The 21,894-nt window shown below is 57.0% G+C and carries 16 protein-coding genes; 5 read left to right on the top strand and 11 right to left on the bottom strand.

What is annotated here, in order from left to right:
* Positions 1 to 4 precede the first annotated feature (4 nt).
* Positions 5 to 535 carry a phosphonate metabolism protein/1,5-bisphosphokinase (PRPP-forming) PhnN gene (gene phnN / locus Q0915_RS20820; RefSeq protein ID WP_299478192.1) on the top strand — a complete coding sequence of 177 codons (531 nt, stop codon included), beginning with the start codon at positions 5 to 7 and terminating at the stop codon, positions 533 to 535.
* Between the two features lie 52 nt (positions 536 to 587).
* Here phnN and Q0915_RS20815 read toward each other — a convergent pair whose 3' ends face one another.
* On the bottom strand, positions 588 to 1,379 hold the full coding sequence (locus Q0915_RS20815; protein ID WP_299478190.1) for a ChbG/HpnK family deacetylase: 792 nt from the start codon (positions 1,377 to 1,379) through the stop codon (positions 588 to 590).
* 360 nt (positions 1,380 to 1,739) lie between these two features.
* On the opposite strand from Q0915_RS20815, the gene Q0915_RS20810 reads away from it, so the two are divergent.
* Entirely contained in the window at positions 1,740 to 2,573 is an 834-nt protein-coding gene (locus tag Q0915_RS20810; RefSeq protein WP_299478187.1) for a hypothetical protein, read from the top strand.
* Positions 2,574 to 2,646: 73 nt separating this feature from the next.
* Here the strand turns inward: Q0915_RS20810 and Q0915_RS20805 are convergent, their stop codons facing one another.
* Positions 2,647 to 2,967 carry a winged helix-turn-helix domain-containing protein gene (locus Q0915_RS20805; RefSeq protein WP_299478184.1) on the bottom strand — a complete coding sequence of 107 codons (321 nt, stop codon included), beginning with the start codon at positions 2,965 to 2,967 and terminating at the stop codon, positions 2,647 to 2,649.
* A gap of 56 nt (positions 2,968 to 3,023) precedes the next feature.
* Between Q0915_RS20805 and Q0915_RS20800 the strand changes: the two genes are divergently transcribed.
* A complete protein-coding gene (locus Q0915_RS20800) occupies positions 3,024 to 3,833 on the top strand; it encodes an alpha/beta hydrolase (protein WP_299478181.1) in 810 nt (269 codons plus the stop codon).
* A gap of 27 nt (positions 3,834 to 3,860) precedes the next feature.
* Here the strand turns inward: Q0915_RS20800 and Q0915_RS20795 are convergent, their stop codons facing one another.
* The 6 genes from Q0915_RS20795 to Q0915_RS20770 form a co-directional block, all read right to left on the bottom strand.
* On the bottom strand, positions 3,861 to 5,885 hold the full coding sequence (locus Q0915_RS20795; protein ID WP_299478178.1) for a S9 family peptidase: 2,025 nt from the start codon (positions 5,883 to 5,885) through the stop codon (positions 3,861 to 3,863).
* 230 nt (positions 5,886 to 6,115) lie between these two features.
* Positions 6,116 to 9,010 (bottom strand): AsmA family protein, encoded by a 2,895-nt coding sequence (locus Q0915_RS20790; RefSeq protein WP_299478175.1) that lies wholly within the window; start codon positions 9,008 to 9,010, stop codon positions 6,116 to 6,118.
* A gap of 147 nt (positions 9,011 to 9,157) precedes the next feature.
* On the bottom strand, positions 9,158 to 10,315 hold the full coding sequence (locus Q0915_RS20785; RefSeq protein WP_299478172.1) for a DUF1513 domain-containing protein: 1,158 nt from the start codon (positions 10,313 to 10,315) through the stop codon (positions 9,158 to 9,160).
* Complete coding sequence (locus Q0915_RS20780; protein WP_299478169.1) at positions 10,296 to 11,372, bottom strand: imelysin family protein; 1,077 nt, start codon at positions 11,370 to 11,372, stop codon at positions 10,296 to 10,298. The genes Q0915_RS20785 and Q0915_RS20780 overlap by 20 nt, the downstream gene beginning before the upstream one ends.
* Positions 11,372 to 12,901, bottom strand: a complete 1,530-nt coding sequence (locus Q0915_RS20775; protein WP_299478166.1) for a di-heme oxidoredictase family protein — start codon at positions 12,899 to 12,901, stop codon at positions 11,372 to 11,374. The genes Q0915_RS20780 and Q0915_RS20775 overlap by 1 nt, the downstream gene beginning before the upstream one ends.
* Before the next feature lie 86 nt (positions 12,902 to 12,987).
* Positions 12,988 to 14,250 (bottom strand): imelysin family protein, encoded by a 1,263-nt coding sequence (locus Q0915_RS20770; RefSeq protein ID WP_299478164.1) that lies wholly within the window; start codon positions 14,248 to 14,250, stop codon positions 12,988 to 12,990.
* Between the two features lie 307 nt (positions 14,251 to 14,557).
* Here Q0915_RS20770 and Q0915_RS20765 point away from each other — a divergent pair, with 307 nt between their 5' ends.
* Entirely contained in the window at positions 14,558 to 15,034 is a 477-nt protein-coding gene (locus Q0915_RS20765) for a TerB family tellurite resistance protein (protein ID WP_299478161.1), read from the top strand.
* 121 nt (positions 15,035 to 15,155) lie between these two features.
* Positions 15,156 to 15,911 (top strand): glutamine amidotransferase, encoded by a 756-nt coding sequence (locus Q0915_RS20760; protein ID WP_299478157.1) that lies wholly within the window; start codon positions 15,156 to 15,158, stop codon positions 15,909 to 15,911.
* A gap of 30 nt (positions 15,912 to 15,941) precedes the next feature.
* On the opposite strand, the gene Q0915_RS20755 is transcribed toward Q0915_RS20760, so the two are convergent.
* The 3 genes from Q0915_RS20755 to pyc all read right to left on the bottom strand — a co-directional run bounded on the left by Q0915_RS20755 (position 15,942) and on the right by pyc (position 21,884).
* A complete protein-coding gene (locus Q0915_RS20755) occupies positions 15,942 to 17,507 on the bottom strand; it encodes a DUF1254 domain-containing protein (RefSeq protein WP_299478154.1) in 1,566 nt (521 codons plus the stop codon).
* Between the two features lie 151 nt (positions 17,508 to 17,658).
* The gene (locus Q0915_RS20750; protein WP_299478151.1) at positions 17,659 to 18,255 is read right to left on the bottom strand and encodes a cytochrome P460 family protein; all 597 of its coding nucleotides are present in this window, start codon (positions 18,253 to 18,255) and stop codon (positions 17,659 to 17,661) included.
* 188 nt (positions 18,256 to 18,443) lie between these two features.
* On the bottom strand, positions 18,444 to 21,884 hold the full coding sequence (gene pyc, locus Q0915_RS20745; protein ID WP_299478148.1) for a pyruvate carboxylase: 3,441 nt from the start codon (positions 21,882 to 21,884) through the stop codon (positions 18,444 to 18,446).
* Positions 21,885 to 21,894: the final 10 nt, after the last annotated feature.

The following is a 21,894-nucleotide window of genomic DNA, read 5'->3' as shown; positions in this document are numbered from 1 at the left end:
CAGAATGGTGCTCGTGGTTGGACCGAGCGGCGCTGGAAAGGACACGTTGATGTCCGCGCTTCAGTTGAAGCTGGCCGAGAGGACCGATGTCCTTTTCGCCCGCCGCGCCATCACGCGCCGCGCCGATCCGGAGGCTGAAGATCATGAAACGCTTACCCGGGAAGAGTTCGACAATCTGGTCGAGCGGGATGAGACTGCTTTGTCCTGGGAAGCGCACGGCCTGGGCTACGTCATCCCGAAGACCTATGACGAACACATTCGAACCGGAAGCACCGTGATTGCCAACGGATCGCGCCGCGTCCTGGCACGCGCGGCCGAAAAATACCAGACAGCCATAGTGCTGCTGATCACGGCACCGGTCGAGGTACTTGCCGAGCGTCTGGCTTCCAGGGGACGGGAAAGCAGAGACGATATCGAACAGCGCCTGAGACGGGCGGACCTTGAACCACAGGATGTCCCGAACCTTCACCGGATCGAAAACACAGGCACGGTGGAAGAGGGAATAACCGAGATGGTCCGCGCTCTGCATCTTTGAAATTGTCTGTGCACGATGCGCCGGCGGCGTCATGCCATCGAGATGCGACCAGCTAGAGCTCGCGGTAGCTGATCAGCTCAACCCCCAACCGATCGATTGCCTCAGCAACTTCGGGCGAGGTCAGCATGTCCAGGCAAGACACCCTGTCCGCAGCCACGTCTTCATAGCCGGGATGGCCGATGTCAGCCAGTTCGTCACAATCAACCCCGGGATGGTCAATGAAGATGTGGGTGCCAGGAGAGAGATCCGTCAGGCCGTCTACAAACGACTTGGCCCGGAAGCGGCTGTCCCGGGGAAAGGCCGGATAGGGAGCGAACCTTGGAAGGCCGTGTCCGAAAGGATCGTCGATCAGTCCGAACTCTTCGCACAATTCGGAAATAGCCTCGCCAAGGCGTGGGTCGAAATCTGAAAAATGCCGTATCATGTGCGAGCTGATGTGGGAGGCATTTGAAAACAGCTTCACGCCCAGTTCGATTTGCGCCCGGAATTCACGTACGATCTCGTCGAGCGACCAGCGTCTGTCGACCAGACTGGGCCGATGGTCTCCCGCCCTCGGCGTCAGCAACGGCAGAAAGTACCCCGCCTCATCGACGAGGCTTTCCGCGTCTGTCAGAGGGCGCCATTTCACTGCGTTCCATTCGCTGGTCAAGGTCAGGTGGATGCCAATATCGACATCGGTGCGTGCGTTGAATAGCACGGCGGCGTGAGGGACCCAGGCGCACGGCATCATGACCTCGGTGCTCCGCGCCGGCCCCTCTGTACAGGCACGCAGGCATCCAAGGTTCGACGCCCGGCAGGAGCCCGCATCGTCCACGCGTATGAGCAATCTCGTTTTTTCCGGCATTCGGTTACCTGTTCCTGGTGACGCTTCCGATCAAAACACAACACACTTCTGACGTCAGTTGCCGTGTTCGCCATAAAGTGTCGCAGTCTAGGTTTTCAGTCAGTTCAGCGAACGCGGTTCCGCACGTCCAAAGCCGCGAAGCTGCCTATCTGCATTCGCGCAACATCTTCGTGCATCGATGCCTCTAAGGCTGGCCCTGGAAATGTGTTAGCCTTGATCGGTTGACCGTACTGATTTTACCAGGGGCAATTTTTCTGCCCTGCGCTGCGGCCAGTCTCACAGCCTGTATTTCAGGCAAGGTGGGTCGTACGCGCTGACCGGACCCGTGCCGGTCGCTACAACAATTGATGGAGAACTAATTTGGCCGAAGCATTTAACCTGCCGTACGAATATGTGGATCTGCTCACCAAACCGGGGTTACAGACCAACGCTGGTCCGGTTGCGCTCAACCAGTATCTTTGCAAGGACCGCGGCAACGGCGGGAACGACAGCGCGCACAGTTTTTACAAGAATTTCCGCTGGATCAAGAACGAGGTAGGCGAAAACCTCAACCGGCATGTTGGAGGCAGGGCGATTGACCTTGCATTGAAGGGACAGGGCAACGACGAAGCTTTCGTCAAGATCTGGAACTTCATGCTGAAGCACAAGGACCTTCTCGACAAATACAAAGTCGAAGTCTGTGGCCGCGCGAACAAGGACGGCACCAAGGACGTCGAGGAGAAGGGAAAGATCAAGAGACTTTACTTCGACAAGATGTCGGACCGCGCCGCCCTGCAGCAAATGGTTCAGGACCGCTTTTTCGGCATGGACTGCATCGGCTTTGTCGCGAATTTCCTGATCTGGGTCGGCGAGTGGGACAAATATCACGGCGTCTCCCCGCGCAAGTACCCGCAACATGTCGCCAAGATCAACATCGACGACATCACCGAAGTCAAGCCGCTGGACTTCATGGTCTGGGGCGGACACGTCGCAATCGTGGACTGGGTCTGGGAACAGATGGAAGGAAAACGAGCCCGCATCGACATGTGCCAGAGTTCCAGTGGCGGGCCGCAGTGCAACGAATATGTGATCCTGCGTCAGACCAATGGCAAGGGTATCAACGGCGGCCGGGAATTCATGATTGACGGCGGAACGCCCTCACCACCCGTGCGCGGGCAATTCACGATCTGGCGCCGCGAAGGTTTCTGGTACTAACGATCAAAATGCACAAGATCTCATGCCGGAATAAACGCACCGGGGCTCTTCTGGACCCCGGTGCGGGTTCTCTTCAGATATCTCTGATTTTCAAGCTTTCTTTCAGCCAACTGGCATAATCCGCCAGTGCCGCTTCGTTCCGCAGACAGTAGGTCCATTTCTGTTGCCGCTTGGCAGATATGAAATCTGCCCGCTTCAACAGCTCGATATGCCGGCTCATGGTCGGCTGGCTGACACCGAAATGCTCTGCGATCAACTGCACACACACACCGCTCTCTTCAGGATCCGCTGACTCCTGATGGGAAAAATGCTCCATCGGCCGGTCGAGAATGCGAAGGATCTCGATCCGGGTTTCGTTGGCGAGCGCTTTTATTTGATCTTCGCGGAGTGGCATATTATAGTCATATAGCTATTTTGCTAATTGTATATCTCTAGATGCGAGGCGAAACGATGCTGCACTTGAATGAACGGTTTTCCTTCAACGGTCAATCCGTGGCCTGGGGATCGATGGGTGAAGGTGAGCCGATCGTGCTCGTGCACGGATTCCCGTGGTCGGCACAAGCCTGGCGCTCGATCGCGCCGTGGCTGGCACACAACCGCAAGGTCTATTACTTCGACATGCTGGGAACCGGGTTGTCCGAGAAAAGCGACGCGCAAAACGTGACCGAGTCGGTACAAAGCGATCTTCTGGAACACCTGATCGGCCACTGGCAACTGGAACGGCCGCAAGTCGTCGGACATGACTTCGGCGGTCTTGCCGCCCTGCGCGGGCATTTTGTGAATGGAATCGAATACGGCAAACTGCACCTCATCAATTCTGTCGCGGTATTGCCATCCGGTTCCCCTTTCTTTGCCCACGTCTCGCAATACGAACCGGCATTCGCCGGATTGCCCGACTACGCCCATGAAGCCCTTTTTCGAGCCTACATTCAGGCCGCTGCCCACTACCCGCTTCGCGAAGACACAATCAGGATGTACCTCAAACCCTGGTCCGGCGAGATCGGCAAACCGGCCTTTTACCGGCAGATCGCGCAGGCGGACGTCCGAAACATCGCGCAGGCACAACAACTCTACAAGCCGACAGACTTTGACGTTCACATGATCTGGGGCACGCGCGACACATTCATCCCGGAACAACAAGGCCGCGAAGTTCAGGAATTGCTCAAAGCAGACAGTTTCACGCCGATCGAGGATGCTGCTCATCTCGTTCATGAAGACGCACCGGCCCCCCTGCTTGGCGCGCTTCAGCAGAACCTTTGAAAATTTCTGATATTGGGCCGGACGCGATTACTCGCTTGTTTTGCGATGCTTTTCCGTCCAGTCGAGACAAGAGCGCAGGAGCCTGAGGTAGAGGTTAGGGGGATAGTAGTCGTGGGTGGATTTAGGGTATCCGACCAGTTGAGCTTCGGCACCCGCACGTTTTATGGCACGATAAAACTCTTCCAACTGCGTATACGGGACATTGTCGTCCAGAAGCCCCCCCTGAATAAGAACCGGTGTGCGCACGTTCTTGACGTGAAAGATCGGGGACCGATCGAGAAACATCTGCAGATTGTCTATGAAACTTCCACCGAGGTACCAGCTTGTCTGAAAATAGCCGTTTGTGCCCTCAAGGCTGATATAGTCTGTTTCACCGGCAATCGGGCAGGCGGACTTGAAACGATCGGTTTGCGTAATGATCCAGCTCGTCAATGTGCCGCCGTTGCTCTGCCCGACGACGAAAAGCTGCTCTGGATCCACAAGCCCACGTGCAATGACATTGTTCACCCCGGTCATGATGTCCTGATAGTCCGGACCACCGAATCTTCCGATCAGACCCTCTCGGAACGTCCGGCCATAACCAAGCGTGCCACGATAGTTGACGCGCAAGACAAAATAACCTTTCTCCAGATACGCTGCGGTCGCAAAGAACTTCATCAACGGCAAGTATTCATTGAAGTCGACGCCATTCGGGCCACCATGTATCTGCACGACCAATGGGTAGACTTCACCTTCGCGATAACTCTCCGGATAACTTAGAAGCCCTTCCACACGTGTATTGTCGAGCGACGTCCACTCGACAAGTTCCGTCCTTAAGTCTCCCACCCCGGCAAATTCATCGTTCACGCCAGTAACCCTGACGGGGTCGAACTCACTCACATCGCTGACATATATCTCTGGCGGCAGGTCGTGTGTCTGACCGATGAAGGCAAGCCTTGAACCGTCTGCACTGACGTCCACAAAGGAAGAAGTCAGGTAGGTGTTGAGACCCGGCACGCTCAAGTTTTCCGGAGATCCGAATATCTTGGAATAGGCGGATCCGTCGACCGGCATTTCGTAAAACGAATAGGTCACGCGATCATTTTCAATGTAGTACAGGCTCTGTGAGTCCGGTGCCCACTCCCATGGAAACGGCAATCTGTTCTTGCTTGCAGGGAGTTCGACAACGTCACCGCCACCAACGGAAAACAGCTTGATATCCCACAGGAAAGACCACTTGAACGCTCCCGGTGCGTTAATGAACGCAATCCATTTTCCATCAGGCGAATATCTGGGAAAATACTTCCAGTTTTCATCCTCACCGTAGATCCGGCGGATGTTCCCGGTTCCGATTTCAACAATCGATAGTTGTGCTTTCGTCCAGTAATCCAGACCGGGACGTTCCTGATGCGCAAAAGCAATGCTGCGATTGTCCGGCGCCCAGTCGTAGGACCAGTTTCCGCCCCATTCGCTTACAGAAAAGTCGGCGTTCACCGTCAGATTGACCGCCTCGCCATCCGGCTTGCCGTCCTTCAACTTTTGCAGCCAAAGATGATTCTTCTCGAACGTGTCCGAATCTTGCACATCCGGGGGGATGTAGTCGGGATCCGGCATGACAAACGCTATGGCATTGCCGTCGGGCGACCACTTGAAACTGGAGATATCACGCCGAACACGGGTCAGTTGAACGCTTTTTCCGCCTCTTGGATCAATGACCCAGACAGTGTTGATCCCGGTTCTGGAAGACAGGTAGGCAATCCGGTTTCCGTCAGGCGCCCACTGGGCCGCGGAATGGTTGGAAGAAGGCTCGAGCAATGTGCGGGTATTGCCTCCGTCCGCATCTGAAATGAAAAATTCGACCGGATAGGTGTCTTCGCCAAGGTCCACACTGTTAACCCCGTAAAGAAGCCTGGCGCCATCGGGTGAAAACGAAAGATCCGAAAGGCGGTGCACCTTAAGGCTTGCTTCGGCGCTCCAGGAAACTTGTGCGACGGCCGGCCCGGCAATGAGGCCGGCACAGGCCAGGGCAAAAACGTGCAGGTATTTTTTTGAAATGAAATCGCGCAATCGCATGACGACGCTCCAGCCAACAACGAATGATAGTATTTTCAGGAATACCATACCTTAAATTACATTTTGATTTTGAGATGATCCCGCAGGTCGAAAGCATATACCTGCGGAAACGAACCAGTTTGTTACGGCCAGTTCGGGCCTCGTGACACGCTTGCCCACACGACTAATACATAACTGTCAAGATACTGTTTTGACAGGGAAATTTGGTCTCGCGCGGCGGATCAACGTCGTCAGTTGTTGTCGTCGTTCTTCTTCTTTTTCAGGACACTTCCGAGCAGCCCCGGCGGCAGACCGAAGCCTTCCTCCACCGCTTTGAGGACTTCTTCATCATCGACATCGCCATCGATAACCTTCTGGACATCAATCTGCGTCCGTCCTCCCGTCGCGCGCTGAATGACATCATTTGCCGTTTCGACAAGCTCCTGGGGCGCGTCCTTGTTGCCTTTCAAAATGGAAATCAGTTCGCCGCCCGTCTGCTGCAACTGCTTGTAGGCGGCCTCCGGATCCTTCAGGATACCGGCGATATCGGGATAGATCCGGGGATCGCTCCACGGTCCGTCAATGACAATCGGAACCCCGAGACCGGCCATCTTCTTGTCCTCGCCCTTCCGGCGCGGCATCGGCGGCTGGCCCTCAAGCGTCGGCACGATGCTCGGCTCGACACGCCATTTCAGGCTTTGGTTCGGTAGATCCGTCGTCCCGTTGCCAGACATGCGCAACAGAGGCCCGACCATGGCCAGATCGTCGGTACGGGCAATACCGTTTTCGATCTGGAAAGAGGCTCCGAGAGAACTGAAGTCGGTTTTTTCGGACTGGTTTTCCTGCCATCCAAGCAATGTCTCGACCGAAAGACCTCGAACCATCTTCGGGATATTGATCCCGCGAATTGCTCCATCGACGAATTCGTAGTCGGCCGTTCCGTTCAATCCCTGGACAAGCTGCTGTTGGGACGCCCCCGTTGATGTGACATCAAGATTGATGGCCGCCCGGCCTTCGATCCACTCGAAACCGGCAGCATCACGCAGCAGCGGATAGGCACTTAGCCCGGCGAGTGAAAATTTAGCGGCAACCTGCGGCGGTTGCACACCGCCGTTCAGCGTGACGCTGCCCATACCCGCCCCATCGTAAAGGGCCAGTTTTTCCAGATTGGCTGTCAACACGCCGTTTTTGATGGTGGTGGAGAGCGCGCTCTCGCCGATTTTGATCTCGTTCCAGCGGATTTCGTCGGCGGTAACCTTGAAATCGGCATCGACCGCCTGAAGACCGCCAAAATCGATCGGATCCGTGCTCCACGCTTGCTTCGGTGTCTGCGGCGCAGCGTTGCCGCTGCCACCTGATGCACCCGAGCTTCCGGTACTGTTGGAGCCTCCGGTATTATTGCCTCTGCTCTGCGGCGCGTCCCCAAGGTATGGGTCCAGAACAAGCTGGCGCAGCGCCAGGCGCGCGTTCACGCTTGGTCTGTCTCCGAAGGCAATTTTGCCATTCGCCTCACCGCTTGTTTCATCGAGCGTGAAGCGTGTCTCCTCAAACGAAATCGCCCCGGGTTGCAGCCCGAATATCCCGGAAGCCTTGAAGGTTTTGAGCCCGCCGCCTGCTCCGATCGGCTGTCCCAGCCACCCCATGAGCCCGCGTAGATCAGCCGTATCGACATTGACGGCCCCGTCGACGGTTCCGGTCATCGCGACCTGGCCGGTAAATCCGGCACTGACCCGGCTGCCTTTCAGCGCGACGGAAACGGGTGCGGAACTGCCGGTCATAAGTTTTGCCGTGTCGGCTTCGCCTGTGATGCTGAAGGCCTCGCCACGCCAGGCGAGCGCACCGCTCATCGATATGGGGCGCTCCAGTCCCTGGAGATCCACATCCACCGCCAGATCGGTCAACCGATCGGCTTCCGGATCACCGACGGTCGATGCCAGACCGAGCCCGCCGATTTCGCCGTCGGCAATCGAGATCGATCCGTTCATATCGAGGCCCGCCACGAGTTCTGTACCCGTTAAGCCGACCGTTTCGAAGGCAAGATCGGCACTCAGATTGCCGCTTGCCGGAAGATCCTGCCCGGCCAACAGCAAGAGGTCCTTGATTGACCCGTCCTTCAGCACCAAACGCCCGGAAACTTCAGGCACCAGTCCAGAAAGATCCGCGTCCGCCGCGCCTCCCAAGGACAACTGGCCAAGAACCAGGTGCAGATCGGCCACGGAAATCGATGCCTCCGAACCGGAAATTATGGCGTCGAGCGAATAAGCACCGGGATCGGCTTCAATCTCCTGTCCGGCCAGTTGCGCCAACGCCTTGAGGGAAGGCCCGGCCGCATTGATTGACAGTTCCGCACGGGTCGGCTCGAGACCTGTTTCGCCTGAAACCTCAAAGGAATTCTCGCCCGTTGAGACCGTTAGGTTGAGCGGCACCTGCTCGCCCGACGTCAGGCCGAGCGGGTTGCTCAGGCTTCCGCTGACGGCAATCGGGATGTCCTGGAGAACAAAGCCGGATGTGAGCTCAACGTCACCGCCAAGATCCGGTGCGGACAGGGTCATGTCGAGGCCACTGACCTTGAGCGGTTTTTCCTGCGTTGCATCCTTGTAGGTGAGCGTGCCACCGTTGATGGTGAGACTGTCAACACCGATGCTCTTGAGATAACCGCCGGAATCGCGCGCTGTATCTGAGGGTGCCGGCTGTGTGTCTGCGCCAGCGGGAGAGGTTTCGCTGGTCCCGGAAGCCGTGTCACCGGAAAGCCCGAGATCGCGGCGCGGTTCCCAACTCGTTGCGCCGTTTGGGCTGACCTCGAGATATATGTCGGGCTGATCGAGCGTAATTCCCGTCACCTGAATGTTGCCCGACAGGAGGCCGCCCCAGGCAAGCCCGAACACGACGCGCTCCGCCTTGGCGAACTCTATACCGTCGGCACCGGCCTCGCCGGAAACACCGATATCCTGCGCGTCCAGCGAAAACCCAGGAAACAGGGACAGGGAGACAGGGCCGTCAAGACGGACCCGCCAACCAAGCCGCTTATCGACCTGTTCCACCACCTGACGCTTGATCTCGTCCTTGGGCAGGAACAGCGGCACGACCAGAACAATGGTCACCAGCATGATCACCAGACTGCCAAGTCCGATCAAAAGTCGTCGCATATTGAGCGTCTCCCTTCGCGAATCGGCCCTAATGTAGACCAAACGATTGCTCTTTCGCACCTACACTGCACGTTGATTTTGACAAAAGCAGGAAATTCGGCAGCCGGACAATCCCAGCGTTGCTGCATTCGCGAGAGATCATTTCTTTCAGGACATGGCAACCATATGATTATCCCAGGAAATACCCGGTGGCCGGGCAAGGATTTCGGAAGGAGCCTCGGGATCACTCACAAAAGAAAGGCCGCCATTGCCGTCGGACACCAGAAAACTTCCCTGATCGACCGGTGCGACACCGCAGCCGTCCGGAATCGCCTGTGCTCCCAGAAACGTGCCGCCTTCAACGCTCCAGAACAGCGTTTGTCCACCTCGTGGGGCGGACGTTGCGATCACATCCCCGGATCTGTTCGCCGCAACCGAACCGATGTAGTTTTCAAGCTTCCCATCGAGCGCAGCGGGAATATCGGTTGTCTTCGGCTCTTCGTCCCTGGCAAAGACAGCAACAAGGGGCGGTGACTGGACTGAAGATCCCTCGAACTGGCCTCCGACCCAAACCCGGCCCTTCCTGTCCAGCGCCATATGCCGTAGCGACAATTGGTGCAGCGACTTGTGCAGAACATGCTTGGCAACGAGATCACCGGTTTGGGCATCCAGAAACACGACAGACGGTGCCATGGTGTCCAAATTCAGCTTTGCCCTGCCCTGGTCCGGATGCGTCTCGATCCCGCCATTTGCAACAACGAGAACACGGCCATCAGAGGTAAGCAGAATGTCATGGGGCCCGACTCCATAGGTCTCCAGCTCACCGACACGCTCTGGAAGGCGCGCGCTGAGATCATAGACGCCGATGACGCCTCGAGCCCTTTCAAAATCGTTCTCGACCGCATAGAGCAACCGGCCATCGGCTGAAAAACAGCCATGCCCGTAAAAATGCCTCCCCGGCTCTGATGCGATCACCGCCGGGTACTGCTCCTCAAAGGGACGCACAAGGACTGTAAACGTCCCCGGACGGCGTGCAAACGCCACAAACTGGCGCTTGTCCGGCGCAACCGCTATCCCGTGACCGCGTCCCGGCAAACCGATCCTGGCGAGTTCCTGGCCATAGTCATCGAGCAAGCCGATGCCATAATTGCCGTTACCGTCCTTAAACGCGCTCGCAAAGATCGTTGCGTCTTCACCCTCGGAGCGCCCCAAAAGGGCTTCTGCAAGCGATGACCCTGTGAACGCCGGCAATGCGGCTAGCCCGCCGAGCGCCGATAAGAACCCTCGGCGGGATATCTGCCGGCACTTAGTCGCCGTCCAGTGCATTGAACCCTCCCGCAAGGCCCAGGGATCCGGCGACGCCTTCGCTCATAAGCTCCTGGATCGATGAGAGCACAATCGAAAGGGCGGCAACCCGATTGTAATTCCCGTCCTCAGCAAAGGTATTGCGCAAAGGAACAGTCAACGCGCTCAGATAGGTCCCGGCATTCTTGAACTCAAAGCCGATCGTATCGAGTGTCCATTGATCCTCGGAAGGCATGAGTCGTTTGAGGTTCATCGAGGTAAGGGCATCTCTGAGACCACCGAGTTCCCCGGACAGATAGACAACACTGTTTGCAGAACGCGAAAAGGGAAACCGCCTTGGCTTGGCTTTATCTGCCGATGTCCCGAGTGCCGGAAGGATATCCTGATCTTTGGCGATGGTGACGCCTGTTGTCAGCGCGTTGAAGACGCTTTCAAGCGCCTCCTGAGACGTCCGGAAACGCGCGTTTTCCCCGCCCCCGCTCAATAACAGTCTGCTGTATCCCTCCGGATCCCGCCACTCCGAAGCAACAGACTGAGATATCGCAGCCACATTTTGGGCAATTGCCAGCGCATAGCCACAAGTAAACGCGCGGTTTTCGCCGTCTGCGCCCAAAACAATGTTCGTATCTTTGTCAAAGGCAATCAGATCAAAGGCGGTCAGGCTTTGGACGGCAACACTCTTGTCGCGAAGGGTCTCTGCTGAAAGCACGCTGTCGTCCTTCGCCGCATAGATCTTGCGGATCTGCCGTTGCGCGGTGCCCCGCGGATCGGGAAGAAATGCCAGTCTGCTGAGCCTGTCATCCTCAAGCAGCGGCCCGAAACGCAAAAACTGAATACGCGAGAAACTTTCTATTGTCTCGGAATAGGCATTCTCAAATGCACGCAAATTTGCTTCGTTCGTCTCCTTGCACACGGTGGAGACGGCGCTCGGCAACCGCGCGGAAATCTCGGCAAATTCTGTTGTGGCGGGGCGGATAAAGCCGGTGATAACACCATCAAGCGCATCGTTGAAATCCGCCGCAAACGCTGGCGGCACAATTGCGACAAGTGCGGCAATTCCAAGGACAAGTTTTCTCATCACAGGCTCTCCAGGAATGTGATCAATGCTCTGAGTTCGTCAGGCTGCATTTGAACGACCTTGTCACGCGCTTCTTGTGCTTCACCGCCATGCCAAAGCACAGCTTCCAGAAGATTGCGGGCCCGGCCGTCATGCAAAAACCGCGTGTGGTTGTTCACGGTCTCCGTCAGCCCTATGCCCCAAAGCGGCGGCGTGCGCCATTCCCGGCCGTTGGCGTCGCCGACAGGACGGTGATCGGCCAGGCCTTCGCCCATATCATGCAACAGAAGATCAGTGTAAGGCCAGATGAGCTGGAATCGGTGCGCCGGATTGTCCGCATCCCGGCTCGTGACGAACTTGGGCTGATGACAGGCGGTACACCCGGTTTTATGAAATATTTCCTTGCCCCTCAGAACGTCAGCGTCATCTGCATCACGCCGCAGCGGCACGGCAAGGTTTTCTGAATAGAATGTCACCAGTTCCATGACCGGGTCCGGTGCCTCTGAAATACCGAGGTTGCTTTGTTCTCCATGCGGCATCACGCGGCACTCGGTCTGCGCTTGCGTACAGTCGCCATAGTTGTCCGGCCTGTCCGGCGTGCTGATACCGATATCGCCTGAAAACGCGCCAGCCGTCTGTGTTCTGATGGTCGGGTTCGTCGCCTTCCATCCGAACCGGCCAATAGTCAGCTCTCCCGTTTCAGTGTCCTTGACGCGGCTGACCTTTCCGGAAATGCCGTCTTCATCGAGGTCATCCGGATCCGCCAGCGCTTCAATGTCACCCGGATGGATAGCCTGAAGCAGTCCGAGCCCGATCATTGGCGGAGCGACTCGTGGCGAGATCAGGGTCTCAGGGTGCATTGGACCAAATCCAAGGTCCCGGATCCTGTAGTGGGGTTTTTGAAGAACCGCCGTTTCGCCGCCATTCAGGGCGACCTCAATTTCTTCGATCTCAATGTCGAAACGGCCTTCGCCTGAAAGACCCTGTACCGCGAAAGCCTGAAACTGACCGCCATAAGTCGGCTCCGGCACGCGCTGGATATCCCGGTTGGCAAGCGCATTTTGCTGCATCTCGGTTTGCGGCGGGATCGACAGACGCAAGAACAGCGAGACAGCTTTTTCGCCCGGCCGCGGTGGCCGTCCACGCCCATCCTTCAAGTGACAGCCTTGGCAGGAGCGCGCATTGTAGAGTGGACCCAGACCGTCCGAGGCACGCGTTGAAGAGGGGGACGATGTCCAGAGTTTCTTGAAGAGCCCGTTGCCGACCTTGAAATCATGCTGCTCTTCAAAAGTCAGATTGGCATTCGAATGAGAAAATGCATCTCGGTTGGGCCTCCGCCGGGAGGTGCCGGCCCCGCCTTGCATGGGTTCGAAGGTTTCCGGTGCTTCAAAGTCTGCCGGAGGTTGCAAGACGCCGGCTGCCTTCATTTTGTCTTGCGCGCTCAAATCATCCCGATGGGAAAGAGGCCCGTCGGCAAGCGATGGTGTTCCCCCAAGAACCAAACACAAAAGCGCGCTCCAAAAGGAACGCGACTGGGGACCCAGTTTCATGAATCGCATCCTGATTGTGGCCCGCGAGCCCCAAATCGCGGGCCTTCGAGAGCCGGGCGGCTCAGCCGCCGCCCGCCACCGGAGATTTATTCGAAAACAGTACCCGGATTGTCGAGGCTGTCAGACCCTTCGAAGGCGATCTCGTCCAGTCCGAGGACTTTGACAACCCGCTCGATAGAAGCGGTCTGATCAACCAGTGCGTCGACAGCGGCCTGAACAACGGCGTTGCCCTCTTCGTTGCCTTCACCGATCATCTGGTCGTAGGCCTCACCGCCATCTGCGCGGGCCTTCATCACCTCGAAGGCCGCGAGTGTGGCATCGAGCTTCGTCTTCATTTCCTCAGCGAGCGCCGGATCTTTCTCAGCGACGAGATCGGCGAGCGAAGCTCCCGACACATTGTTGCCGAGCGGGCTTGCGTAGGACCCGAAATAAACGTTCCGGATACCGATCACGTCGTTCAGATGTGACATATGCGTGTTATCGGCGAAGCAATCATGCTCTTCTTCCGGATCGTGCAGCAGCAGACCGAGCTTGATGCGCTCACCGGCGAGTTCACCATAAGACAGCGAGCCCATCCCGGTGAGAATGGTCGCAAGACCGCCATTTTCCCCTTTTGCCGCCAGCTCTTCACGCGCAGCTCCGCCCGGTTGCCAGGCAGCCGCCATCTCTTCCAGGTCGCTGATCAGCAGATCGGTCACGGCGCGCAGGTACTGAATGCGGCGCTCGCAGTTGCCACCTGTGCAGTTTGCCGGATCGAAATCGGTCGCCGGACGCGCACCCGCGCCAGGACCCGTTCCGTTCAGATCCTGTCCCCAGAGCATGAATTCAACAGCGTGATAACCCGTGACGACGTTCGCTTCGACTTCGCCGGCCTCCTGCAGCTGGTCAGCCAGCAGCGACGCCGTGAGTTCGCTTGCGTCTATCGTTTCACCGCCCGCTTTGAGGGACGGATTAGCGATCAGGTTCGCCGCATAAAAAGGGTTTTCTTCGGATTCTTCGCCGTAAGACGCATCGACGTAATCGATCAGACCCTCATCAAGCGGCCACGCGTTTACCTTGCCTTCCCAATCGTCGACGATCGCATTGCCAAAACGGTAGGCCTCGGTCTGCTGATACGGGTTGCGGGCCTCGATCCATGCGGAGCGGGCTTCTTCAAGATTTGCCTCGGTCGGCGTCTCCAGGAACGTGTCGATTGCCGCTTTGAGTGTTTTTGCCGTTGCAAGCGAATCCGCATAATTCGCCTGGGCGATATCACCATAAGTCGACAGGATTTCAGCCGGAGCGTCAGCCATGACGGGCGTCGCAAACAGTGCTGTGGCGGCCAGTAGGCCGGCTTTGAAGGAATTCATCGGTTTATCCCAAATCTTGAATTACCCGCGGTCAAACTCGATTGGCCTGGGGAGAAATTTAGATAAAGACGCCAGGAGAAAAGCGCCTTTCAGCTTTTGCAGAAACCATTTCATGAACCTAAAAGTCAAGTTATAAATAGAGAAAAATCAATAGTTTAGAACTATTCAAAAAAGCTGACTAAAAAATGCCGGATTTAATTCCCACCTGTGACGAAGAAAGTCATCAACAACTCTTTGATGCTTAAGTGGGAATGGTATAGCTATTAGATGAGGCAAGCAGGGATGCCCGAAACAGGAAGAACACCATATGCTGAGTGCGCTGAAAAGCTTTGTCCGGGAAATCACATTCGGTGACAGCGGCAAAAAGACATTCGCGGAAGACGACAAGCGCCTTGCCGCAGCCGCCCTATTGTTTCACCTGATCGATATTGACGGCATTATCGAAGAAAGCGAGAGCCAGAAGCTCCGCGAAATCCTGCAAAAACACTACGAATTGTCGGACAAGGAAACGACGGAGCTTATCGCCGCCGCAAAGCAGCGCGACGAAGAAGCTGTCGACCTTTATGGCTTCACGTCCGTCCTCAAGCGTACCGCGGACGAAACCGAACGCCTCGCGATCGTCGAGATGATGTGGGAAATCGTCTATGCGGACGGACATGTTCACGAATTCGAGGACAATACCATCTGGCGCGTTGCCGAACTGCTTGGCGTTTCGACCCGTGACCGCATGACTTTGCGGCACAAGGTTGCCCAGACGGCGCCGGAAGACATCGACCGCGACTGAAGCCTTTGTCGCTCGTTGCCAGCAGCCAACGGCGCGGTAACGTTGTCCGCAAACAACGATTTCTTTCAACAGTGCCTGCTACGGGCTCGATTTTTTAACGCCTCTCCCTCATATTTGTCATATGAGATTTTTTTCCGACCCGCCAGGAAGCCGTCCGAAAGTCCTGATCATCCTGCACCAGGAGACGTCCTCTCCGGGCCGCGTTGGTCTGGAGCTTGTGCGGCGCGGTTTCACTCTGGATATCCGCAAGCCACGCTTCGGTGACACGTTACCGGACACCATGGCGGATCATGCCGGCGCGGTCATATTCGGTGGGCCGATGAGCGCGAACGACCCCGATGGTTTCGTTCACAAGGAAATCGATTGGATCAAGATCCCGCTTCAGGAGGAAAAACCGTTTCTGGGGATCTGCCTTGGTGCGCAGATGATGGTCAAACATCTCGGGGGCAGTGTTTCCGGGCACCGCGATAGTCTTGTGGAGATCGGCTACTATCCTCTGAAGCCGACCGAAGCAGGCCTGGCTCTCATGGACTGGCCGAAAAAGGTCTACCAGTGGCATCGCGAGGGCTTTGACTGTCCGAACGGCGCGGAACTCCTGGCAAGCGGTCCGACCTATCCCAATCAGGCGATCCGCGTCGGCCCTGCTGCCTACGGCATTCAGTTTCACCCCGAACTCACCCACCAGATGATGGTCAAATGGACCACCAAGGCGGCGCCGCGCATGGAGCTTCCAGGGGCTCAACAGCGCAGGGATCATTTTGCAGGCCGATTTATCCACGATCCCGCCGTCAGGAAATGGCTGGACGATTTTCTCGATCTTTGGATCGGGACCGTACAGGCCCCCGCGATCAATCCTCATATGAAAGCGGCGGAGTGAGTCACCGCCGCATTCTTTCAGGCGAGACCGTTACTCGGTGGGGATGATTTCCCCCGGCCGCCAGGTTTTTTCGAACCATGCTTTCTCGGGGCCGTATAACCGCAGAATGGCAAACCAGCCCTTGTTTGCGACGGTCTGTACCCAGTTCTGCGCCTTGCCCTGCGGCGCTTCGGGCCCGAAGTGAAGCGTCACCGAACCATCGTCATTCGCCACTATTTCGTCCCGCTTGTTGTTCTTGCTCGGGAACGGTTGACTGGTCTGCAATTCAGAACGTGTCTGCGGGTCGTAGACAACGACTGACCAAAAGTCCTTCGCCGGAACGTCGGCCGGTATTGTCAGCGAATAGGTCCTGGAACCATCGAGGAAGGTCCCGGTATTGTCGGTGACATTAAGCGCATATTGCGAACCCTTGCCGGGAAGCTTCAGCACCATTGCAGGCGTGTTGACCGTCGCCATGTAGAAAAACATCGTTCTGGCATCAAGGTAACGTCCACCCTTGCCTTCGTCGCGCAACCACTGCCAGCTGCCACCGATGAACGCGGTGTACCAGCCGCTGTCTTCGTAAAGATAGGCCGCCTTGTCACGCGGCTTCAGCCAGATCGATCTGGCGGTGGCATTTCCAACCGCCACCGCTTCCGTGAGGATCTTTCTCATCCGGTCGTCCGGGCTGAAGTCCTTGCCTTTTTCAATTCCGATCGCTGCCGCCAAGCCGCGCAGCTCGGGGTCAAACGTGGAGACAGGCTCCTTCTGGATGACAGTGTTCAGCTCGTTGTAAAACTCAAAGGTATTTGCATGGATCGTATTGAACACTTTTTTGGAGACATTGATGAATTCCATCGGCGGCGGCGACGCCTTGTCGCGCAGCGGATAGATTCTCAATCCGGTTCGATAGGCCTCGACGGCTGTATCCGTCTTGCCGTCTACGAGAAAACCGCGCGCGATGAACCAGTTGATATAACTCGTTGATTTCGAAACGAAATAGGTTTCACCGTCAACTTCCGCCTTGTAGCCCCCGACAGGCGGTGCGAGATCACCTTCATAATCGGGCGGCAGAATGAGGTATTTTCCACCTTCCCCCTTGTCGGGGCCCGGGACTCCCATATCGGTGACGAACCTGAAATAGGCATCGTTGACGGTTGTCGGACCCTGTCCCTTCGGCACTTCGATCACGACCGGCCCGTCTCTTTCAAGATCCAGGATCGAAGAACCGTAGACCGTATCGGTGTTGCCCGTCAGGAAAAGCGGATTTGAATCCATCAGATCCTCAAACACCGCGAATTTGTTGACCGCATCGACCCCGATATCGGCCATCCCTCTGCGAATGCCTTCAATCGACGTCGCCGGAATGAAGTTCAGGAAAACTTCCATGCCCCGCACGAAGTCGAGCGTGTCGAACATGAGCGCGCTTGTTTCCGGAGTGGGGCGTCCGTCAACAAATTTCAGCGTACCGAAACGGGTCTCCACCTCATCCGGCGTCAGTATGTCTTCCGGAATCGGCGTGTTGTAGCCGGGCGGCGTTACGGTCTTGTCGGAGGCAAATCCGAATTGGCTTTGAAAAAGGAAGGGCAGTGCGAGCAGCGATAGATATTTTTTCATGATGTTCTCCAGCCTCTAAGCTGACCGCGTCTTTGCGCGGCATGATACGAGACTGGCGAAATCACTGGTGAAGTCAATATAAACGCTGCGTTAATTTCAAGAAGCGGGGTGTCATCCATCCCGCTCCTGAAGGGTAAGGCACACCGGCTGCCTACTTTATCCGCGCATCCTCAACCGGGTATCCGAGACCGCCCTGTTCACCAAAGTTTTCAAGGTGGCATTCGCTGCAAGCCGTGATCACGTTGACAGCCTGCGGCGAGCCGTTGGGCGCAACCATCATGTAGTACCAGTCACCGGTTTCAGGGGACTTGCCCGCTGCTACCTTTTCCATCAGGAACAGGGGACCCTTGCTCACCTTGCCATCGTCATTGACCGCAAAGGATTCCTTTGCAATCTGCGTTCCCGCGGGAACATTGACGTCTTCCGGCTTGTATTTCAGGTATTCATCCGCACCGATGGAATTCACATATGTCATCAGAAAACGCCCACCATGAAATCCGGGCGCTGCGGGAAAAGCGCTTGCCTTCGTCCAATTCGGATAATCCTTGACAAATGCTTCCGGTATCCAGCGTTTCTGCCCCTTTTGATATCCTGCCTGCAGATCCGCCTTCAGGCAGTCATACACCGCTTGGGCTTCGTCGCCGGTGAGCTCGTAACCCGGCTTTTGCACATCACAGGCCGCGTATGCGGATGTCGTGAAAACAAGGGATGCGATTGCACCTCCCAGCCAAACAGGTAGCTTCCTCATTGTTCTCTCCCTAGGCTAACGTCTTAAAAAAGACCTGGCTCGATCAGCTTCCGGCATCAGGGAGAGATGACAATTCACTTGCGCGGTGATGACGCGTGATTTCGCGTGATTGGGCTGAATTATACGACTAAAAACATAGTATTAGTGAGCGGATCGCAGCAAAGTGCGAACCGCTCACCTTTTCTCGATCAGCTTTCGAAGACCACAAGAAGGTCTTTTGCGTCAATTTGCGCACCAGGTGTGACCAGAACTTCTTTCACTTTGCCGTCGCGCTCGGCATGCAGCGCCGTTTCCATTTTCATGGCTTCGATCGAGACAAGCACATCGCCTGCAGTCACATCCTGACCGGATGAAACGGCAACGGTGGATATGACGCCCGGCATCGGCGCGCCGACATGTGCAGCGTTGCCGTCTTCGGCCTTGCGCATCGCCGCCGCGCCCGTTGCACCATGTGCCCTGTCGGGCACCTTGACGTTTCTTGGCTGGCCGTTAAGTTCGAAAAAGACCTTCTTCTCACCTTTTTCGTCCGTTTCCCCGACAGCCTGGCAACGGACCACCAGCGTTTTCCCGGGCTCCAGATCGACAAAGATCTCTTCGCCCGCGTTCAAGCCGTAGAAATAGACCGGTGTCGGCAACACTGAGGTTGGCCCGTATTGCTGTTGCGCCTTGTCGAAATCGGTGAAGACCTTCGGATACATGAGGTAGGACGCCAGATCGATATCGCTTATGTCGCGTCCAGTTGCAGCCGTGGCAGCATCGCGCTCTGCTTCAAGATCGGATGCTTCAAGAAGAGAGCCCGGCCGCACAATGATCGGTGCCTCGCCCTTCAGCACTTTTTTCTGCAGAGCCTCCGGCCACCCACCGGGGGACTGGCCAAGGTCACCGTGAAGCATCTTCACGACGCTGTCCGGAAAGGCAACGTCCTTGGATGGATCTTCAACGTCCTGAACCGTCAGGCCCTGGCTGACCATCATTAGGGCCATATCGCCGACGACCTTCGACGACGGTGTCACTTTGACAATATCGCCGAACATCATGTTGACGTCCGCGTAGGCCTGGGCAACCTCGTGCCAGCGGGTCTCAAGACCAAGCGACCGCGCCTGTTCCTTCAGGTTGGTGAACTGCCCGCCCGGCATTTCATGCAGGTAGACCTCGGATGCACCAAAGCGCAGATCGCTTTCAAAGGCGCGGTACTGTGTTCTCACCGCCTCCCAATAGAAGGAAATCTGCCGGATCGTCTTGGCATCCAGCCCGGTGTCGTGCTCGCTTCCCCGCAGCGCTTCCACGATGGACCCCAAACACGGCTGCGAGGTGAGACCTGAAAGCGCGTCCATGGCCGCATCGACGGCATCGGCACCGGCCTCGATCGCCGCAAGGATGCTGGCGGCAGCGATCCCTGACGTGTCATGGGTATGAAAATGGATCGGGAGGTCGGTTTCCTGCTTCAGCGTCTTGATCAGAATGCGCGCTGCTTCGGGTTTCAAAAGACCCGCCATGTCCTTGATGCCGAGAATATGCGCGCCCGCCGCCTCCAGCTCCTTGGCAAGACCGACGTAGTATTTGAGATCGTATTTCGGCCGGGCGCTGTCCAGCATGTCGCCCGTGTAGCAAAGCACGCCTTCGCACAGCTTGTTGGCTTCCTGAACCGCGTCCATGGAAACCCGCATGTTCTCGACCCAGTTAAGGCAATCGAAGACGCGGAAAAGATCGATGCCGTTTTCCGCAGCCTGTTTTACGAAGTATTTGACGACGTTGTCTGGGTAGTTTGTATAACCGACCCCGTTGGAGCCGCGCAGCAGCATCTGCAGCAGGATGTTAGGGGCCTTCTCGCGAATGTGGTGCAGGCGTTCCCAGGGACTTTCCGTGAGAAAGCGCATCGCGACGTCGAAGGTCGCACCGCCCCAGCACTCCAACGAAAACAACGACGGCAGGCCCGTGGCATAAGCGTCCGCGATGTTGACGATATCATGAGTCCGCATGCGCGTTGCGAGCAGCGACTGGTGACCGTCACGCATCGTCGTATCGGTAATCAGGGCGCGCTTTTGATCCTTCATCCAGGCCGCGAATGCCTTGGGGCCCAGTTCGTCAAGCAGTTGCCGGGTGCCTGCCGGCTTTTCGTCACCGAAAACGGGAATGACGGGCGCCGCTACATCTTCCGGCGGCCGCGCCCGGTTTTTCGTTTCAGGATGCCCGTTGACCGAAACGTCAGCGATATAGGTAAGCAGCTTGGTCGCCCTGTCCTGACGTTTTGTCTGCTCGAACAGAGCCGGCGTCTCGTCGATAAACCGCGTGGTGTATTTGTTCGCCCTGAAATCCGCGTGATCGATAATGTTTTCCAGGAAAATCAGGTTGGTCGCGACACCTCGTATCCGGAATTCACGCAGAGCGCGATCCATACGCTTGCGGGCATCCTCCGCGCTCGGAGCCCACGCCGTGACCTTCTCGAGCAACGGATCATAGAACCGTGTGATAACAGCGCCGGAATAGGCTGTTCCGCCGTCCAGTCGTATGCCGAACCCTGTCGCTCCGCGGTAAGCGGTAATGCGGCCGTAGTCCGGGATGAAGTTCTGCTCCGGGTCTTCTGTCGTGATGCGGCACTGCAGGGCGTGACCGTTCAGGCGGATGTCCTCCTGCGCCGGAACACCGCTTTCCGGTGTCCCGATCTTTGCGCCGTCAGCGATGTGAATCTGCGCCTGCACGATGTCGATACCGGTGACTTCTTCCGTCACCGTATGCTCCACCTGGACGCGCGGATTGACCTCGATGAAATAGATTGCGCCGGTAGAGGCATCCATCAGGAATTCGACGGTGCCGGCACCGCGATAGTTTACGGCCCGGCCGATTTTGAGGCCGTATTCGCACAGCTCCCGTCGCTTGGTCTCGTCAAGATATGGGGCCGGTGCACGCTCCACCACCTTCTGGTGACGGCGCTGGATGGAACAGTCGCGTTCGAACAGATGGACAACGTTCTCGCCGTCGCCGAGGATCTGAACCTCGACATGGCGCGCCCGTTGGACAAGTTTTTCCAGATAGATCTCGTCCTTGCCGAAGGCAGCCTTGGCTTCGCGCTTGGCGGCAAGAACCTCCTTCTCCAGCGTCGCCTCATCCGGGATAACGCGCATCCCGCGGCCACCACCGCCCCAGGACGCCTTGAGCATCACCGGATAACCGATCTCGAGGCCCAGTTTCTTGATCTCTTCGAGTTCATCAGGCAGGGGGTCGGTCGCCGGCATAACCGGAACACCTGCGTCAATGGCAAGGTTGCGCGCCGCGACCTTGTTGCCCAATCGGCGCATTGTGTCCGACCGCGGCCCGATGAACGTGATCCCTGCGGTTTCGCAGGCATCGACGAATTCCGGACTTTCCGAAAGCAGGCCGTAGCCCGGATGGATCGCATCGGCTCCTGCGAGTTTGGCTACACGAATGATCTCGTCGATGGACAGGTAGGCCTCGATCGGGCCGAGGCCCTTGCCGACCTGATAGGCTTCGTCCGCCTTGAACCGGTGGAGCGCCAGCTTGTCCTGCTCGGCATAGATTGCAACGGTCTTCAATCCGAGCTCGTTGGCGGCTCGGAAAACCCGGATTGCAATCTCCGACCGGTTCGCAACGAGAATTTTTGTTATAGCCAAACGCCTTCTC

Origin of the sequence: uncultured Roseibium sp. (assembly GCF_947494555.1) — a bacterium.
GTDB lineage: Bacteria > Pseudomonadota > Alphaproteobacteria > Rhizobiales > Stappiaceae > Roseibium.
The sequence above is the reverse complement of the archived record's forward strand: the minus strand, read 5'-3'. Positions and strand labels throughout refer to the sequence as shown.